The 15,656-nt window shown below is 53.5% G+C and carries 12 protein-coding genes; 3 read left to right on the top strand and 9 right to left on the bottom strand.

Going from position 1 to position 15,656, the window contains the following annotated elements; translation table 11 throughout:
• Positions 1–459 precede the first annotated feature (459 nt).
• On the top strand, positions 460–900 hold the full coding sequence (locus FJ147_00470; protein MBM4254353.1) for a hypothetical protein: 441 nt from the start codon (positions 460–462) through the stop codon (positions 898–900).
• A gap of 133 nt (positions 901–1,033) precedes the next feature.
• Here the strand turns inward: FJ147_00470 and FJ147_00465 are convergent, their stop codons facing one another.
• From FJ147_00465 to FJ147_00455, 3 genes are all read right to left on the bottom strand, one after another.
• Positions 1,034–2,134, bottom strand: coding sequence for a DUF1016 domain-containing protein (locus tag FJ147_00465; GenBank protein ID MBM4254352.1), 1,101 nt, complete (start codon positions 2,132–2,134; stop codon positions 1,034–1,036).
• Between the two features lie 51 nt (positions 2,135–2,185).
• A complete protein-coding gene (locus FJ147_00460; protein ID MBM4254351.1) occupies positions 2,186–5,347 on the bottom strand; it encodes a multidrug efflux RND transporter permease subunit in 3,162 nt (1,053 codons plus the stop codon).
• Between the two features lie 163 nt (positions 5,348–5,510).
• On the bottom strand, positions 5,511–6,761 hold the full coding sequence (locus tag FJ147_00455) for an efflux RND transporter periplasmic adaptor subunit (protein ID MBM4254350.1): 1,251 nt from the start codon (positions 6,759–6,761) through the stop codon (positions 5,511–5,513).
• 228 nt (positions 6,762–6,989) lie between these two features.
• Between FJ147_00455 and FJ147_00450 the strand changes: the two genes are divergently transcribed.
• Positions 6,990–7,661, top strand: coding sequence for a hypothetical protein (locus tag FJ147_00450; protein ID MBM4254349.1), 672 nt, complete (start codon positions 6,990–6,992; stop codon positions 7,659–7,661).
• Between the two features lie 137 nt (positions 7,662–7,798).
• Here FJ147_00450 and FJ147_00445 read toward each other — a convergent pair whose 3' ends face one another.
• The 6 genes from FJ147_00445 to FJ147_00420 form a co-directional block, all read right to left on the bottom strand.
• Entirely contained in the window at positions 7,799–8,560 is a 762-nt protein-coding gene (locus FJ147_00445; protein MBM4254348.1) for a hypothetical protein, read from the bottom strand.
• 89 nt (positions 8,561–8,649) lie between these two features.
• Positions 8,650–9,873: a multidrug effflux MFS transporter gene (locus FJ147_00440; protein MBM4254347.1), complete on the bottom strand. Its 1,224-nt coding sequence runs from the start codon at positions 9,871–9,873 to the stop codon at positions 8,650–8,652.
• Positions 9,874–10,084: 211 nt separating this feature from the next.
• Positions 10,085–10,489, bottom strand: a complete 405-nt coding sequence (locus tag FJ147_00435) for a hypothetical protein (GenBank protein ID MBM4254346.1) — start codon at positions 10,487–10,489, stop codon at positions 10,085–10,087.
• A gap of 22 nt (positions 10,490–10,511) precedes the next feature.
• Positions 10,512–11,108 (bottom strand): ATP-dependent Clp protease proteolytic subunit, encoded by a 597-nt coding sequence (locus FJ147_00430; GenBank protein ID MBM4254345.1) that lies wholly within the window; start codon positions 11,106–11,108, stop codon positions 10,512–10,514.
• A 189-nt stretch (positions 11,109–11,297) separates the two neighbouring features.
• Entirely contained in the window at positions 11,298–12,452 is a 1,155-nt protein-coding gene (locus FJ147_00425) for a hypothetical protein (protein ID MBM4254344.1), read from the bottom strand.
• A 35-nt stretch (positions 12,453–12,487) separates the two neighbouring features.
• The gene (locus FJ147_00420) at positions 12,488–13,249 is read right to left on the bottom strand and encodes a phosphocholine cytidylyltransferase family protein (GenBank protein MBM4254343.1); all 762 of its coding nucleotides are present in this window, start codon (positions 13,247–13,249) and stop codon (positions 12,488–12,490) included.
• A 115-nt stretch (positions 13,250–13,364) separates the two neighbouring features.
• On the opposite strand from FJ147_00420, the gene FJ147_00415 reads away from it, so the two are divergent.
• Positions 13,365–15,626 (top strand): LptF/LptG family permease, encoded by a 2,262-nt coding sequence (locus tag FJ147_00415; GenBank protein MBM4254342.1) that lies wholly within the window; start codon positions 13,365–13,367, stop codon positions 15,624–15,626.
• Positions 15,627–15,656 lie beyond the last annotated feature (30 nt).

Below are 15,656 nucleotides of genomic sequence, written 5' to 3'. Positions count from 1 at the left end.
ATCGCTGTCAGAGTATAGAGGAATTAGTCAATTTAGTCTTTGCTTGGCTGCAAAAACGCCGGTCCTTCCCGGTGGAACGTCAGGTGTATGCGCTTCCCCTCGCCGCCTAGCACTTGCCGTCGAGTGGGGTTCTATTTAGATAAAGTTACGCACTCCTGGCATGTCCCTATCCTCTACAATCCGCTTGATTTCACTGCGGATGAAGTCGGTCACACGCGAGTTGATGCTATCACTAGTGAAATTCAACAGCACACGCCGGCCGCAGAATTGCGCGAACGGGCAATAAAACTTCATGAGCGTCACAAGACTCAAATCCGTACCGCCTTTTTTCGCGCAGGAAAAACCCCTTCTCTTTTCCTAAGAAGAGTTTCACGCTAATTGGGCCGCAGAGGGAGGTGCACGATGCAGAACCGAGTAACCGCGAGAAGAACATTGCTTCGTTTCCTAAGGGTCGGACTTGTGGCTGTGCTCATCCCACTAGCGGGCTGCGTTACCGCGTATCGCCCGGAAAACATGACCGGCGGTTACACCAATTTGCGCCTCGCCGAGCACGCCTATCGTGTTCGATTCAAAGGCAACAACTACACCTCACGCGAAAAGGTCGAACAGTTTCTGCTCTATCGCTGTGCGCAGTTGACCAGGCAGCTGGGATACGAACACTTCGTCATCGTCGCTGAGGATACCATCGACATCAGTGACCTCTTCGCCCAAGCCGGACTCTTTCCACGCAATTATCATGCGACTGCCCATATCAAAGTGCTTGCCGACCCGGATCATCCAGCCGCGTATAATGCCAAAGACGCCCTACGCAGGATCGAGGCGCAATATCCCAATGAACTTGGTTCACTCAAAGATTCGGAATATCAGCGGGTACCGGAGCAACAACTCGGAGTGTTATAGGAACTGTTAGTGCGTGTTCTCTCCAACGGTCAGTATGATCTTCCCAATCTGCGCATCACTACTTAAATGGTTGGGTAAGATTCCACGCCATTAAGGAAAAAGAGCGCTCTCGCTTTTTGGAATGTTCTCTGCGTTATGACTTCCTCTTTCGAGACCCTGCCTTAACCTTGGTATGCGCTGCGAGGTCTGCTTCGATTTCTTCTACCGTCGGAAGAATCCCCTCAAGTTCTTTCGGCAGCGATTTGACAATGCTCGTCTCCCACTGCGCGACGCCTATTGGTCGTTTCAGATGCCGGAGGGCATACTCCACGACCACTTTATTCTTCGAGCGGCAAAGTAACAAACCGATAGTAGGTTTATCGTCGGGGTGACGTAAGAGGTCATCGACTGCAGACAGATAGAGGTTGAGCTGTCCAACAAATGCCGGCTCAAACGGTACCGCTTTGAGTTCGATCACAACATAACTGCGAAGTTTGAGATGATAGAAGAGCAAATCGACGTGAAAGTCCTGGTCTCCAACTTCGAGTAGCACTTGACGCCCAACAAAGGCGAAGCCGGTTCCGAGTTCCAACAGAAAGCGTTGGATATGATCAACAAGCGCTTGCTCAACCTCATGCTCTCGGCGCGGGTCAGCCGTACCAAGGAAATCAAAGAGATACGGGTCTTTGAAAATCTGACTCGCCATGTCGGAATCTGTAGGTGGAAGCGTTTCAGAAAAATTGGTGATGGCTCTACTCACTCGCTGAAAAGCTTGAGCGCCGATCTGCAAAGATAAGATATTGCGGCTCCAACCGTGCCTGATGCTCTGACGCACATACCAGTCGCGTTCCGCACGGTCCGAAACTCGATCGAGAAGCACACAGTTGTGAAACCACGGCAATTGTGCAGCAAGCTGCTGCACAATTGCACGATCTGGCCATGCCGCGGCAAAGGCACGCATATACTTGAGATTCCGCGGCGAAAATCCTTTCGTATCAGGAAAAGCGTCACGCAGATCTTGAGCCAAACGGTCAATCACTTTGGCACCCCACCCCGCATCGCCTTGTCGCTGCAAAATCATCTGCCCGATGTCCCAGTACAACAACACCATGGCCGAGTTCGCGGCCATCACTACCCGCAAGCGTTCTTGTTGAATGCGACGCCTGATCTCTTCGAGAACAACACCGTAGTCATCCGGTAAGCCAACGCGAGGAGGAGCTACCGGAAACAGTGCCTCCGCACGTTGACGCCCCAACGTATGACGTACGTCCTGCCCGCCACGTGGGTTGCGTTTGGCTGCCATGTGTTAGTCCGTCATCTTCATCATAGGCAAGTCTGCTTCTTGTAAGGGTGGCACAACTTTCTTGCGTCGAAAGAGCCGCTCGACCATATAGAAAGACACTGGGATCAGCAAAATAGCAAGTAGTGATGCTGCCATCATGCCACCGATGACAGCGGTTCCAAGCACTTGCCGTGACTGTGCTCCCGCTCCGGTCGCGATCGCCAATGGCACAGCACCTAAGATATAGGCAAATGCCGTCATCAGAATGGGACGGAGCCGTAAGCGGGCACCGGTTAATGCCGCCTCTATCAGCGGGGTCCCTCGTTCATATTCCAATTTGGCGAACTCAACGATCAGAATGGCATTCTTGGCTGCCAGACCAATCAGCATGACCAAGCCGATCTGGGTATACACATTGTTCTCGAACGCACGCCACCAGAGCACGAGGAATGCCCCAAAGACCGCAATTGGCGTGCTGAGCAGCACCCCGAACGGTAACGTCCAACTCTCGTATTGCGCCGCCAAAATCAGAAACACGACCAACAGTGAGAGAGCAAAGACCGTACGAGGCTTCACTCCTAGTGCCGCCTGTTTCTCTTGGAACGACATGCCCATATAGTCGTAGCCCATTTCCGGGGGCATGGTTTCGGCAAACACTTGCTCAAGCGCGGCCATGGCCTGACCGGTACTATATCCTGGTGCGACCGCGCCGTTGATTTGCGCAGCGCGGTAGCCGTTGAAACGGATGGTGAACTCCGGTCCGTAGATGGTCTTCATGTTCATCAAGGTCGAGAGTGGCACGGCTTGCCCTGCGGCATTACGCACGCGGAACTGGCCGATGTTCTCCGGCTTGGTGCGATACTCCCCTTCGGCTTGGACGTACACCTGCCAGGTGCGCCCGAAGAGGTTGAAGTAGTTGACGAAGCTGCCACCCATGAATGCCTGGAGCGTGCGGTAGACCGCGCTCAAATCGACGCCTTGCTTCATCACCTTGTCATGATCGACATCGGCAAAAACCTGCGGAACACTGGGAATAAATGTCGTCATTAACGACGCGAACTCAGGGCGCGCCCGCGCGACTTCAAGAAACTTGCTGGTATTCTGCGCGAGAAACTCGACACTGCCACCAGAACGATCTTCCAGCATAAAAGTGATACCACCAGAGGTACCAACACCAGGAATCGCTGGTGGTGAGAAGGCAAACGCTTGCGCCTCCACAAGACCCGCAAGCCGCTGATTGAGGCGGCGCATGACTACGTCAGCCGTAAGCCCCTCGGGGTCACGCTCTCCCCAGGGCTTCAGCATCACGAAAGCAAAGGCGTTAAAGGTGGTATTCGAGAAGCTGAGCATGCTGAAGCCGATAACCATGTTGAAAGTTTCGACCCCAGGAGTTTCTTTGAGCATCGCCTCAATCTTTTTGCACACCTCATCTGTACGTTGTAAGGACGAAGCGACCGGGAGCTGGATGTTCAAAAAGAAATAGCCTTGATCCTCTGGTGGCAGAAAACTGGTAGGCAATTTCCATCCGATCCACCCACCCGCTACGGCAAAGGCGCCTAAGAGCAGCAATGAGAACCAGACTTTTCGGATCAGAAACGCACAGCTAGAAACGTAACCGTTCGTGACTTTGTCAAAAACCCAATTAAAGCCACGAAAGAATAGAGCCAGAGGACCACGAGAATGGGTACGTGGCTTTAACAACAATGCCGACAACGCCGGGCTCAGCGTGAGCGCATTCAGTGCAGAGATCACCACCGAGACGGCAGTGGTCACAGCGAACTGCTGGTACAAACCACCGGTAATCCCAGGAATAAACGCAGAGGGAATAAACACTGCGACCAAAATCAACGCGATCGCGACCACTGGGCCGGACACTTCGTCCATCGCTTTCAGTGTCGCATCGCGTGGCGACAGTCCTTCTTCGATATGACGTTCAACCGCTTCGACCACGACGATCGCGTCATCAACGACAAGACCGATGGCAAGGACCAAGCCAAAGAGAGACAACGTGTTAATCGAAAAACCCAGGAATGGAAAGATGATGAACGTTCCGATCAAGGACACCGGAACGGCGAGCAGCGGAATCAGCGTTGCCCGCCAGCTTTGCAAAAAGAGATACACAACCAGCGTCACCAGCACGATGGCAATGAAGAGCGTTTTGATGATCTCGTGAATACCTTCACTCACTGCGCGTGTGGTATCCAGTGTCAGTTCATAATCCATATCCGCTGGGAACCGGGTCTTCACCTCATCCAGCAGCGCTTTGGCACGAGCCATGGTTTCAAGGGCGTTCGACCCCGGCACCTGGTAAATAGCGATCAGCGCCGCAGCACGGCCATTGATGCGACCTTGCATATTGTAGGTCTGCGAGCCGAGTTCCACCCGCGCGACATCCTTCATCCGTACAATCGAGCCATCAGGATTGGCGCGCACGATCACATTCTCGAACTCTTCAACACTGCTCAGACGACCCCGCGCTCGCACAGTATAGGTATAGACTTGACCAGGTGGTACCGGTTCAGCACCGATCTGGCCCGCCGGATTCACACTATTTTGTTTGGTGAGCGCCTCAAGAATCTCATTGACAGTGATATTGAGCTTCGCCAATGTGTCGGGCCGCACCCAGAAGCGCATCGCATATTGGCCAGCGCCAAACACGTTGACCTGCCCAACACCTTGCACGCGCGTCATCGGATCGTTGATGTTGATGTTGGCATAGTTGGTGAGAAACAGCGCGTCATGCGTGCCGTTGGGGGAATAAATAGAAAAGAGCGCCAGCGGACTGGCAACCGCTTTACGGAGCGTGATCCCGAAGTTGCGTACCTCAACCGGCATTTGCGACTCCGACTGCTGATAGCGCATCTGCGTGAGGATTTGGTTAGTGTTGGGGTCAGTACCAACATCATAAATGACATTCAGCCGCACTTGGCCGTTGTTCGAGTTGATGGAGTACATGTACAGCATGTTATCCACGCCACTCATCTGCTGTTCCGTCGGCGTCGAGACCGACTGCTCAAGCGTCAACGCATCTGCACCAACGTACGTTGCCCAGAGCTGAATTTGTGGGGGGGCGATGTTCGGAAACTGCGCCACCGGCAATCGCACCAGTGCAGCAATGCCGACCATCACCATAAGGATCGCAATGACCATGGCCACCACAGGCCGGTCAACGAAAATCTTTGCCATTGGGTGTTATCTCCATAACTAGGGGGATGAGAGGAGAAGGGGAAGCGGGGAAGCGGAGACAGGGAGAATCGGAGAATAAAAAACTCCTGTTCCCTATTGTCACCGATTCCCCGTTTCCCCGATTCTCCATTTCAGCTTTTGTTTTTCCCCGTTTGTCCTTAAGCTAGGTTCCCTTCGGCGCCCCAGCCGTTGCTTGCGCGGGCTCAGAGGGGGTCACAAATGGTTTTGGGTTGACTATCCCTCCCATTTTTACTTTTTGTATGCCTGACACAACAATCCGTTCCCCCTGCTTGATACCTTCGGTCACGATCCACATGTTCCCGACCTGATCCCCAACTTTTACTGACCGGAGTTCGACTTTATTGTCCGCCCCAACGACCGCAACCTGGTGGCTGCCCTGCAGATGCTGCACGGCTTGCTGTGGGATTAGTAACGCCCCTTTCCGCGTCTCAGCTGCAACCCGAATCTTGGCATACTGACCAGGGCGGAGAATGTTGTCAGGATTGGGAAACACGCTCTGGACAGTAATGGTACCGGTGCGCAAATCGACTTGACGATCGGCAAGACTGAACGTCCCTCGTTTTGGATACACGCGGCCATCAGCCAGGGTCAATTCGAGTGGTGGCGCAGCGTCTCCTCGGCCCTGCTCTATGGCTCGTATTCTACTCGCGAAGTGGAGATACTCTTGCTCACTGATCGGGTAATAGACTTTTATCGGATCGACCTGCGAAATAGTCGTCAGCACCGTATTCGGCGTCACCAGATCCCCGATCTGGGCAACCGAAATACCAGCGATACCACTGATTGGTGCGGTCACTTTCGTCCAGCTCAGATTCAGCTCAGCTCGCTCCACAGTAGCACGCGCCGCTTCGACTGAGGCTTTATTCGCTTGGTGGGCTTGAATCGCATTATCGAGTTCCTGCTGACTGATGGCGCCCTCTTTCGCCAGCGGCGTATAGCGAGCAACGTCGAGTTGCGTCTTCCCGAGGTTAGCCTCAGCCCGGCGCAAATCCCCTATCGCTTGTTTGAGGGCAGCTTGGTATTCGCGCGGATCAATCACGAAGATAAGCTGCCCAGCCTTGACAAAGGAGCCTTCCTTATAGTCACGCGACTGCAGATTCCCCTGAACCCGAGGGCGAATTTGCGCATTCACAAAGCCTTCGGTCGTACCAATCCATTCAAAATAGATAGGCACATCTTGCTGAACCACTTCAGTAACAAGGACCTCGGGTGGCGGCGGCGGCGTTGCCGCCTTTTGCGGGCTTGCCGGGGTTTCACACCCGCTAGCGGCAAGCAGAACCGCAACCAAGAGAAAGCCGTGATAGATAGCCTTTCTCAGAGTGATTGCCGGTGGACAAGATTTTGCGGGTCGTTTGGAGACATTCTTTATACAAAGGGAGATGAGACAATTCATACCAATAGGTAAGCGTGATTTTGTTGATTGGTCAACAGTTACGGTGTCTATTGGCGACAAATGAAATGACATGAGAATACTAACAGTGTCCTTTCTGGTACTCTGCGCAAATGTGAGCATCGGGTAATAGCGGCAGATTATCGGTTTTGCAACCTGTGGCCAGAGACAACACCCTAAAGAACAAGGCATTCCCTGGGCATAGCACAATCACGACGTAACAGGTCAAACATGCCAAATGGAAAAATCGGCTTGATCGTGGCCATTCTTGGTGCGGGTCTGTTGTTGATCGGTACCTTTCTGCATCCAATGAGCGCAGACCCCAATGTACCGGTAGCAGCATTCGGCGAATATGCCGCCGATCCGCACTGGGTCGCCAGTCATCTGGCGCAGTTGCTCGGTGTCATATTACTGCTCGCAGCGCTCGTATTGTTCTCTCACACGCTGGAGGATGGACCAACCGCACTCTGGGTGCCTGTCATAAGAATCGGTGCAGGCGCGAGCTTATCTCTGGCAACAGCGCTACAAGCAGTTGATGGCGTAGCTCTCAAGATTATGGTGGATCACTGGGCCGCAGCGACAGAGCCAGAGAAAACATCGCTCTTTCACGCGACCTTCGCCGTGCGGCAAATTGAGATCGGGCTTGCCAGCATGAGCAGCATCCTCTTCGGACTGACAGTCGTGGTTTATGGTATCGCGTTAGTTCTTGACCAGCGCTTTCCGCGCTGGCTCGGAGCATTGGCGATGGTGAGCGGCATTCCAACAGCGATCGCGGGGATTGCCATCGCGTATACAGGGTTCTCGGACCTTTCCATGCTCATCAATATGCCAGCAAGTGTGTTGTTGATGGTGTGGGTTGTGGCGTTGGGAATCGAGGCCTGGAGAAAGCCAACACTCGGTTAAAATCAAGAGACATTCTGGGAAGGTCCGTCATGCCCGCGCAGGCGGGCGTCCAGGGACCTCAAGCAGAAGCTCTTGATTATTCCTCCTGGATTCTCGCTTCCGAGGGAATGACGAACTGCGAAACGCGTCAAGCCTTTCTACTTCTCCACCAACCGAAAACGCACACCGCAAATATTGACCATATCATCAGCGACGCGTTTACCACGCCGTTCCGCTGCAGCAAGCAACTTCTCGCGATTGGCAACGATCAGATCGACCCCACCAAGTCCTTCCCCACGGCCATCGGTATCTTTGACAAAGCGCACGTCAGCATTATCAAAGTGCAGATTCGCCTGCCCAGCGGCATTGTCATTCACAGGTAGTTCTACGATTTTCCCCCAGCGTTCAGCAAGCTCTGTTGGATCAGGCGTTTGGATTTCTGCCGCAGCAATACCACGAACGATCTCAGTACGAACCGCCGATTTCCAATTCTTTCCAGCAGGCATCCACTCACTCGTGTCACCAAGTTGCTGATCGATCTCCAGGAAACATCCACCAGTATCGCGTGGATGAAGCTGCATAATACGCATCTCCGGCTCATCGTGTTCCATCGCCTTGCGAACCCCTAGTTCAGCTACACGTTTTTTACGTGGCTCTTCATCATCACACTGGCAGATCACCATGTAACCACCGTCACCATTACGGCGATCAAGATACCGTCCACCAGCCGTACCTTCTTTAATCGGTGAGACCACTTCAAGAAACTGGTTGCCAATCGGGAACACCGCGTTCTCCAGCCCGAACACTTTCACCGCTGGGTCACGAAACGCCACCTCAAGGCCAAACACATCTTTGATATCGTCAACAACTGGAGCCAACTGTCGTGCAATCAAGGCGATTTGTCGTACGCGAAGCCACATAAAACATCCCTCCTTTGTGAAGCATCACTCGAATGCAGTATCTATGGCATCATTCCTTCAGTGATCCAATCTCCCCAAGGTTTAGAGAATCACGACGGTGAAAGATTCAACTCCGTTGCCGCAACTTTTCTCCGCAGCACCGCACGCCCAGTGAGCAAGGTCGAAAAACTGATCACCCCACAGATTGCCATCACCCCAGCCATCGGCAGTGCGGTATTGTTGTGCAGATAACTGACCAATGCCGACGCTACTGCACCCGAGGTCATTTGCAGGCCACCAAGTAGTGCGGCGGCGCTCCCAGCGTTGCGCGTGAAGGGCTCGATCGCTAATGCCGACGCATTAGGAAAGACAAAGCCTTGCATCATCATGAAACCAAAGATGAGGAGAACCGTGCCAACAAAGCCAATCAGATGCATGCGCGTACTCAGAGCCAGCAAGAGACCAAAGGTAAATTGCAGGCTACTGGCTCTGAGAATGATTTCTGCACTGGTGCGCTTTCGCAGTAACACCCGGTTTATCTGACTTGCTGTAATCAGCCCTAGCGCGTTCATGCCGAAAATCCAGCCGTAATGCTTTTCGGAGATACTAAATAACTTCATGAACACAAACGGTGAGCCAGAAATATAGGCAAACAATCCTGCCGAAGCGATACTGCCAGTGAGTGCATACGTGGCAAAGCGAGGTTCACGTAACACTGTGAGATATTCGCGCAACACTCGTAACGGATGTAGTGAAATGGAGGGATCGGCCTGCCGAGTCTCGGGCAATACACGCGCAGAGATGATCAGCAACGAGAGACCGATCAGCATCAGCACCAGGAAAATATACCACCATCCCAAAGTCGTCGTCACAATCCCGCCAATTGTCGGGGCAAGAATTGGTGCTACTCCCATGACTAACATCAACAACGAAAACACCCTGGCAATGTCAGGCCCACTGTACATATCGCGCACGATAGCTCGACTGATCACCATCCCCGCACACCCACCAACCGCTTCGAACACGCGCAGGGCAATGAGCGCGTTGACGGAACGGACAAAGACGCACCCAAGAGAAGCGATAACGTACAGGGCTAAGCCAACAAGTAGCGGCGTCTTTCTGCCATAGCGGTCAGAAATCGGTCCAAAGAAGAGTTGTCCGACCGCGACCCCAATAAAGAAGCTAGTCAACGAAAGCGTAACTTGTGAAATATCCGTGTGTAAATCGCTGGCGATAGCCGGAAAGCCCGGTAAGTACATATCAATCGAAAATGGCGTGATGCCAATCAAGGTCCCAAGAATGGCAAGGATCACTGGCTGTTTCTTTTTTTCCATACGGCTTATGTATGTATGGGAGAATGTGGGAAACGACTAGTGGGGCGACCGCTTTACCCCTGGCCTGGCTAGAGCAATTTGCGATTGCCTGTCGCTCAGATCCTCGCTCTCGACCCTCACCCTAGCCCTCTCCCTGCCAGGGAGAGGGAAACACAAGCGCAACAAGTCCAGGGAAGGATAACAAATGAGGTAAACCTAGCTGAAAACTACACTACTGAAGCCCGCCAAGCTGCCGCAACGCTCCACGCGCATCCCAGTAGTCGGTCTGGTGACTAATCTTCCCGTCTCGCAGTTTGAGCACGGTCACACCGCGAACAACGAAGCGCTTATGTGATGCATCGAACCCGAGGAACGTGCGATTCGCTCCCCAGGTTGCCGTCCATTCCCATTCCACGGCACCACCCACTGGCCCACCGGACCACTCAAGAAAGCGTAATTTCGTTACACCAGAAAAGAAGAATTGGCTGAACGCCTGGCGGAGCGCGGGCTTGCCGTGCACGAGCTCGCCAAAGATTGGATCTTCGAATTCGACATCATCGGTGTAGCAGGCCATCGCTCCATCGAGGTCGGCAGTATTGTAGGTCTCCAACCACCCCTTGACGCATGCTTCGGTCATGCTCTCCTCCTGTGATGACGTATCACTGCAGTTCCTTATGCGTCTCGATCACCCGCGAGACGATGCCATACTCGATCGCTTCATCGGCACTCATCCAGAAGTCACGTTCCATGTCAGCAAGCACTTTCTTCAGTGGCTGCCCAGTTTGCTTCGCGATCACTTGGGCAATGCGCTCGCGGGTGCGCAGAATCTCTTTCGCTTGAATCGCAATATCAGTAGCTGGGCCACCCGCACCGCCACCAGGCTGGTGGATCATGAAACGGGTATTCGGTAAACACACGCGACGGTCTTTTGGCGCGGCGAGGAAGATGTGAGTCCCGGCACTTGCGACCCACCCTGTCCCAACCGTTGTCACCGGTGAACGAACGAAGCGAATCATATCGTGAATCGCGTCGCCAGACTCGACATGACCACCAGGCGAGGAAATTAACACTCGGATAGGAGCGTCCGACTCTTGTGAAAGCGCAATGAGTCGCTCGCACGTCGCCCGCGCAGTCGCGTGATTAATCTCACCAAAAACCAGGACAAAGCGAGACTTGAACGTCAATTGCTCTGAAAGGCTTTCGGTCTTCTCGCTCTTCTCAGTTTTTTCTTCAGCAGCATCGATTCGATGCGTCATGAGGTTTCCTTTCTGTCAAACATAAAGTTATACATGGTGAAACGCGTCACGATAGCGAATCACGTCACGTTTTCCAGTACCGTACGAACTTGGTCTTTTTGACACCATAAATGATTCTTCAAGCCACGCATACTCACCACGGATCATAACGAACCGCAGGCGCAAAGCCAGAGCAAAAGGGACAGATCACTACGCTTCGTTTGAGCCCGTGGCTTGCAGAAATTTCGCAATCGCCTCGGCGCCGCGTCGGGCTGCCGTTCCCTCTACGTCAATGCGAAATGTGTACGCAAAAGCTCCACGTTGCTTGGCCAGAAACTGTGGATGACTGGGATACGCGAGTTCCAAAGCTAAAGGCAGTTCAGTGGCAACATCATTGACAACCTTCCCAAGCCGCCAGTGGGAATAATAGGGATTGTCTTCCCATTGCACGTTGTGAGCGTTGAGGAAAATACATGGACGAGGCTGCAACAAGAATTCGTACACTTGGCTACTCACATCGCCAAGGTAGATGTCAGCCGCCAAGATGTACGTCATATCCGTGAGAGAATCACTTTTTGTGTCAATCAAGATATTGGGGAGATGAGAGTATTTGGTGGGGAGCACTGCCTGGTGCCGTTTGTTCCGTTTGAACAAGATCACGTGCGGCGCGAAGATCAGATTATACTTGTGAGTAGTGGCAAAGAAATCGAGCACCTGTAAGCCGACTGTCTGCCACGAAGAAACGTCCTGCTCAAAATGGGGGTTGTAGACGACAATCGGCTTATCATTGGCAAAGAAGCGTTTCGCTTTGGGTGGCGTAGCAGCGACAACTTCAAACTTTGGCCACCCGACAACCGCGTATGAGTCAGAACGAAGATAGTCCAGTTCGGTCAGGCGATCGACATACTTCTGTCCAGGTAAAAGTGTCAGATCAAAGGCCTCCGAACGGTCGTCAAAACTTCCTTCTCTATCGCCTGCGCCATGGCGGACGTTAATAAATTTGAGATTGGTCAACCCATGGCGTCTCTGTAATCTCAGACAGTGACGCTCCGGGGCCACAAGCGCATTGAGGGTACGGAAGAAGGCAAGATTGTTCCGTAGCACCATCTCTTTGCGCTTGAATTTCCACTGATAAACGAATGGATCGGCAAATTGGTAATACCACACTGGGCGTAATCGTTTGAAGCGACACCGATGGTGAGGATAGAGTTCACTGATAGCGCGAGCCGTGAGGAGTTCCCGCCGGGAAGAGCAGGCAATCACCACCTCGAATTCAGGGTAGTGGCGAGACAGCTCAAGCGCGTACGGAACGACGTGCGGCACTTGATGAACGGCATAGTGATTGAGGAGAAAACCAACCCGCATGGCCCATTCTCCTTCACGATGAAAAAGGCCGGGGGCTAAGAAACCAGTGCAAGACGAAGCGCTGGCCGTATAACCGGTGAGCTAAGGGCAAAGTGCGCACGAACCTTCGCTAAATCTTCTGGCGTATCAATCTCTCCCCACCAGAGGCCTTCAATTGACACGGTTTCCACCACTGTTGAAACACACATGGTGTTTAGCACAGAAAGATACCACCGCTGCAAAGCTTCAGGACCGCGAACCGCCTCTTCGAGTGTCCCACGGAATGCACCGACTCCTTCGCCACAGAAGCGCATGAGACCGATCGACTCACCGTGGACAGCAGCGCGTGGCAAGGTTTTTCCCACTGCCTTGAGTCGCCGTCCACCGTTCAGCGAGACTTTCATGTCGTCGTCGTCGTATTCTTCCTTACGATTGATGGTCAGGGTCGCTGGGGCCCAGGGTGCAGCCAAAAGACGACGGAGAGCATCAGGCTCAAACAGCGAATCGCCATTGAGAAGGAGGAAATCCTCGGTCATCTCCGACATTGCAGCCCAACACGTAATCAGATTATTCGAAGCGGCAAAGAATGGATTATACCGCGTACGGATGTCGAGACCGGGTACCGGTCGCGCGCGTAAGAACCGCTCTACCTTGTCTGCCGCAAAACCGACCAAAACGGTGACATCTTGAATACCGCACTGGGCTAGTGCTCGGAGTTGGAGTTCAAGGACAGTACGACCAGCATCCACCGGAAGAAGGCACTTCGGCGTCTCCGCTGTAAACGGCAACAACCTCCGCCCCTGCCCCGCACTCAAAATAATCGCTTTCATCTGTGAGAGAAGACCGGTATAAGAGAAATCCGTGAAAGAATCAAGGAGGAGTGCCTCTCAACGCAAGAATCGAGGCAACCAACAACAGCCGACGTGGCCCCTGATGTCGCTTTCGGAACTCCCTCCTAAGCGGAAGGGCACGCTTGGAATCACACTCGTTTGGTACGTCATTACTGAGCTAATCCGCCCGACTCTTCTGGCCCTCGGCGGCCTTACTGCTCTCGTATTGACTAAAGATCTGCTGGGCTTCTCTGACCTTGTTATCAATCGCGGGTTCGGGGCCTCAGCGGTCGCCATGATCGCGCTGTACGAGATCATCCCACTCCTATCTCGCACGCTTCCTTTCGCTCTTCTCATTGGGACATTGGTAGGGCTGGGACGTTTACGAGCTGACCTCGAAGTGTTGTCAATGGAAGCGGCAGGCATTTCCGTCCGCCGTCTCGTCTACCCCGTACTCTTGTGGGGAGCGATCGCAACTGTACTGGGGTTCATGCTTTCTCTCGTTGCTGCGCCGTGGGCAACCCGATCGCTCGATGCCGCACTCCAACGCATGGCAGCGGAGAACCCTGGGCTCTCGTTACGTGCTGGCACGGTCTACGATTTCAGCGGAGTGAAAATGCTTGCGCGCGAGGTGTCTGCACGTGGAGATCACCTCCGCGGCATTTTACTCTGGTTGCCTGAGCAAGGTCAGACACTGTTCGCTGAACATGGGGACCTTCTGCCTCTTGGCCAACACACAACGCAATTAACCCTGCATGAAGGGGTCATGCTCCCTTCCCCACCCGAGCGTGGGGAAGCAACCCGTTTTGGCAGTTTCATACAAACACTGCAAGAAAATCCAACTCCGGCACGAAAAGAGGCGGATGTCCTTCCGGGCGAATCGTTAACCCAGCTTCTCGCTCACATGCAACAAACCGGTGAAAAAGAATCCTCAGCTTCTCTCGCCCGTGTGGAGTTTCACCATCGACTCGCCTATCCCGTTGCTGCACTGGTGTTAGGATTACTAGCCGTTCCGCTCAGCCTAGCCGGGAAACGGTTTTCGCGTGCGGCTGGAGGTGTCACCGGACTTTTGGTGACTGTGGTCTACTACGGACTCATGCAACTCGGGGACGGCCTCGTACAAGCACGTGCGGTGCCTCTCATCCTTGGTGTGTGGCTGGCCAATATCGTTATTGCCATCGTCGCCATTCTTCTCATTTGGAGAGTCCGTAAATGGGCCACATGGGGCCGTCAAGCAGGAGAGCGGACAACGTCGGAAGAACCTGCGCCAACAGAGGAGACATCTCACCCTCGTGTCCGACGGTTTGTCTTGCAACGATACGTAACCCAACAGTACCTGACCATGCTGCTCCTTGCTTTTGGCATGCTCTTCGTTGGGTATTTGCTCGTTGATATCCTCGAACGTCTGCAATGGTTCGCACGTCATCAAGCCCACCTGTTGGCCGTGCTACGCTTCTATGGCGCTCGGACACCGCTCTTAGCCTCGCGCGTTATTCCGATGTCACTCTTGCTCGCCACTGCACTGACGGTGAGTATTCTCACTGTCCATCGCGAGATTATCGGGATGCGGGCGTGTGGTGTCTCTGTTCCTCGTGCCTTAGCTCCGATCTTGCTCATCTGCGGTCTCATTTTGCCCGCCTATTTCTTGCTTAACGAGTTGGTTGTCCCCCGCACCAATGCACTTGCCGATCAGCTCAAAGACGAAGAGATCAAGCGACGTGGACCAGAAGCGAATCTGCGGCAGCGAATGATCTGGTATCAGGACAGTACTCATTTGTACCAAGCGTCGGCCCTCGACTCGAAAGTCGGCGAAGCTCAAGGATTGGCAGTATACGAACTCAATGACTCGGGCTTGCCGGTCAGCCGGATCGATGCACGAGAAGCCAGGCATATTGGCAAGGGAGTATGGGAATTGATCGAACCCGTACGAATTGGGATCTCAGCGCAAGGGTTGCAACCCCTTCCAGCAGCATCACGGATCGTGCTCGGGGAAGCCCCCAGCACGACGCCAGACAGCATGCACTTAAACACAACACAGCTTGCAGAGGCGATCCGTGATGTTGAAACCAGCGGCTATAGTGCAACCACGTATCGCGTGGATTGGCATGTGAAGCTCGCCGCACCGTTCGCGTGCCTGCTACTTCCTGCGGCAGCCTTATTTTTCGCCGTCAGTGGTCCGCCGTTTCCAGGTCCAGCAGTAACAATTCTCACATGCAGTGTCCTTGGGGTCGCATATGTTTTGTTGACCGGTGTTTTCGCTTCACTTGGGTATGGAGGGAAATTGCCTCCACCACTTGCGGGCTGGAGCCCAGTGTTGTTGCTTACAGGATTGGCGCTTGCCTTGATGCTCCGCGGTCGGCAGTAACGAGAGGCAAAGGCTATAGGCTGTAGGCTA

It is taken from the genome of Deltaproteobacteria bacterium (assembly GCA_016874775.1).
Lineage (GTDB): Bacteria > Desulfobacterota > Binatia > Bin18 > Bin18 > VGTJ01.
The sequence above is the reverse complement of the archived record's forward strand: the minus strand, read 5'-3'. Positions and strand labels throughout refer to the sequence as shown.

Coding starts and splice junctions, on each gene's coding strand:
- FJ147_00460 (MBM4254351.1), bottom strand. CDS start 5,347: ATGGCAAAGATTTTCGTTGACCGGCCTGTGGTGGCCATGGTCATTGCG.
- FJ147_00455 (MBM4254350.1), bottom strand. CDS start 6,761: ATGAATTGTCTCATCTCCCTTTGTATAAAGAATGTCTCCAAACGACCC.
- FJ147_00450 (MBM4254349.1), top strand. CDS start 6,990: ATGCCAAATGGAAAAATCGGCTTGATCGTGGCCATTCTTGGTGCGGGT.
- FJ147_00445 (MBM4254348.1), bottom strand. CDS start 8,560: ATGTGGCTTCGCGTACGACAAATCGCCTTGATTGCACGACAGTTGGCT.
- FJ147_00440 (MBM4254347.1), bottom strand. CDS start 9,873: ATGGAAAAAAAGAAACAGCCAGTGATCCTTGCCATTCTTGGGACCTTG.
- FJ147_00435 (MBM4254346.1), bottom strand. CDS start 10,489: ATGACCGAAGCATGCGTCAAGGGGTGGTTGGAGACCTACAATACTGCC.
- FJ147_00430 (MBM4254345.1), bottom strand. CDS start 11,108: ATGACGCATCGAATCGATGCTGCTGAAGAAAAAACTGAGAAGAGCGAG.
- FJ147_00425 (MBM4254344.1), bottom strand. CDS start 12,452: ATGCGGGTTGGTTTTCTCCTCAATCACTATGCCGTTCATCAAGTGCCG.
- FJ147_00415 (MBM4254342.1), top strand. CDS start 13,365: ATGTCGCTTTCGGAACTCCCTCCTAAGCGGAAGGGCACGCTTGGAATC.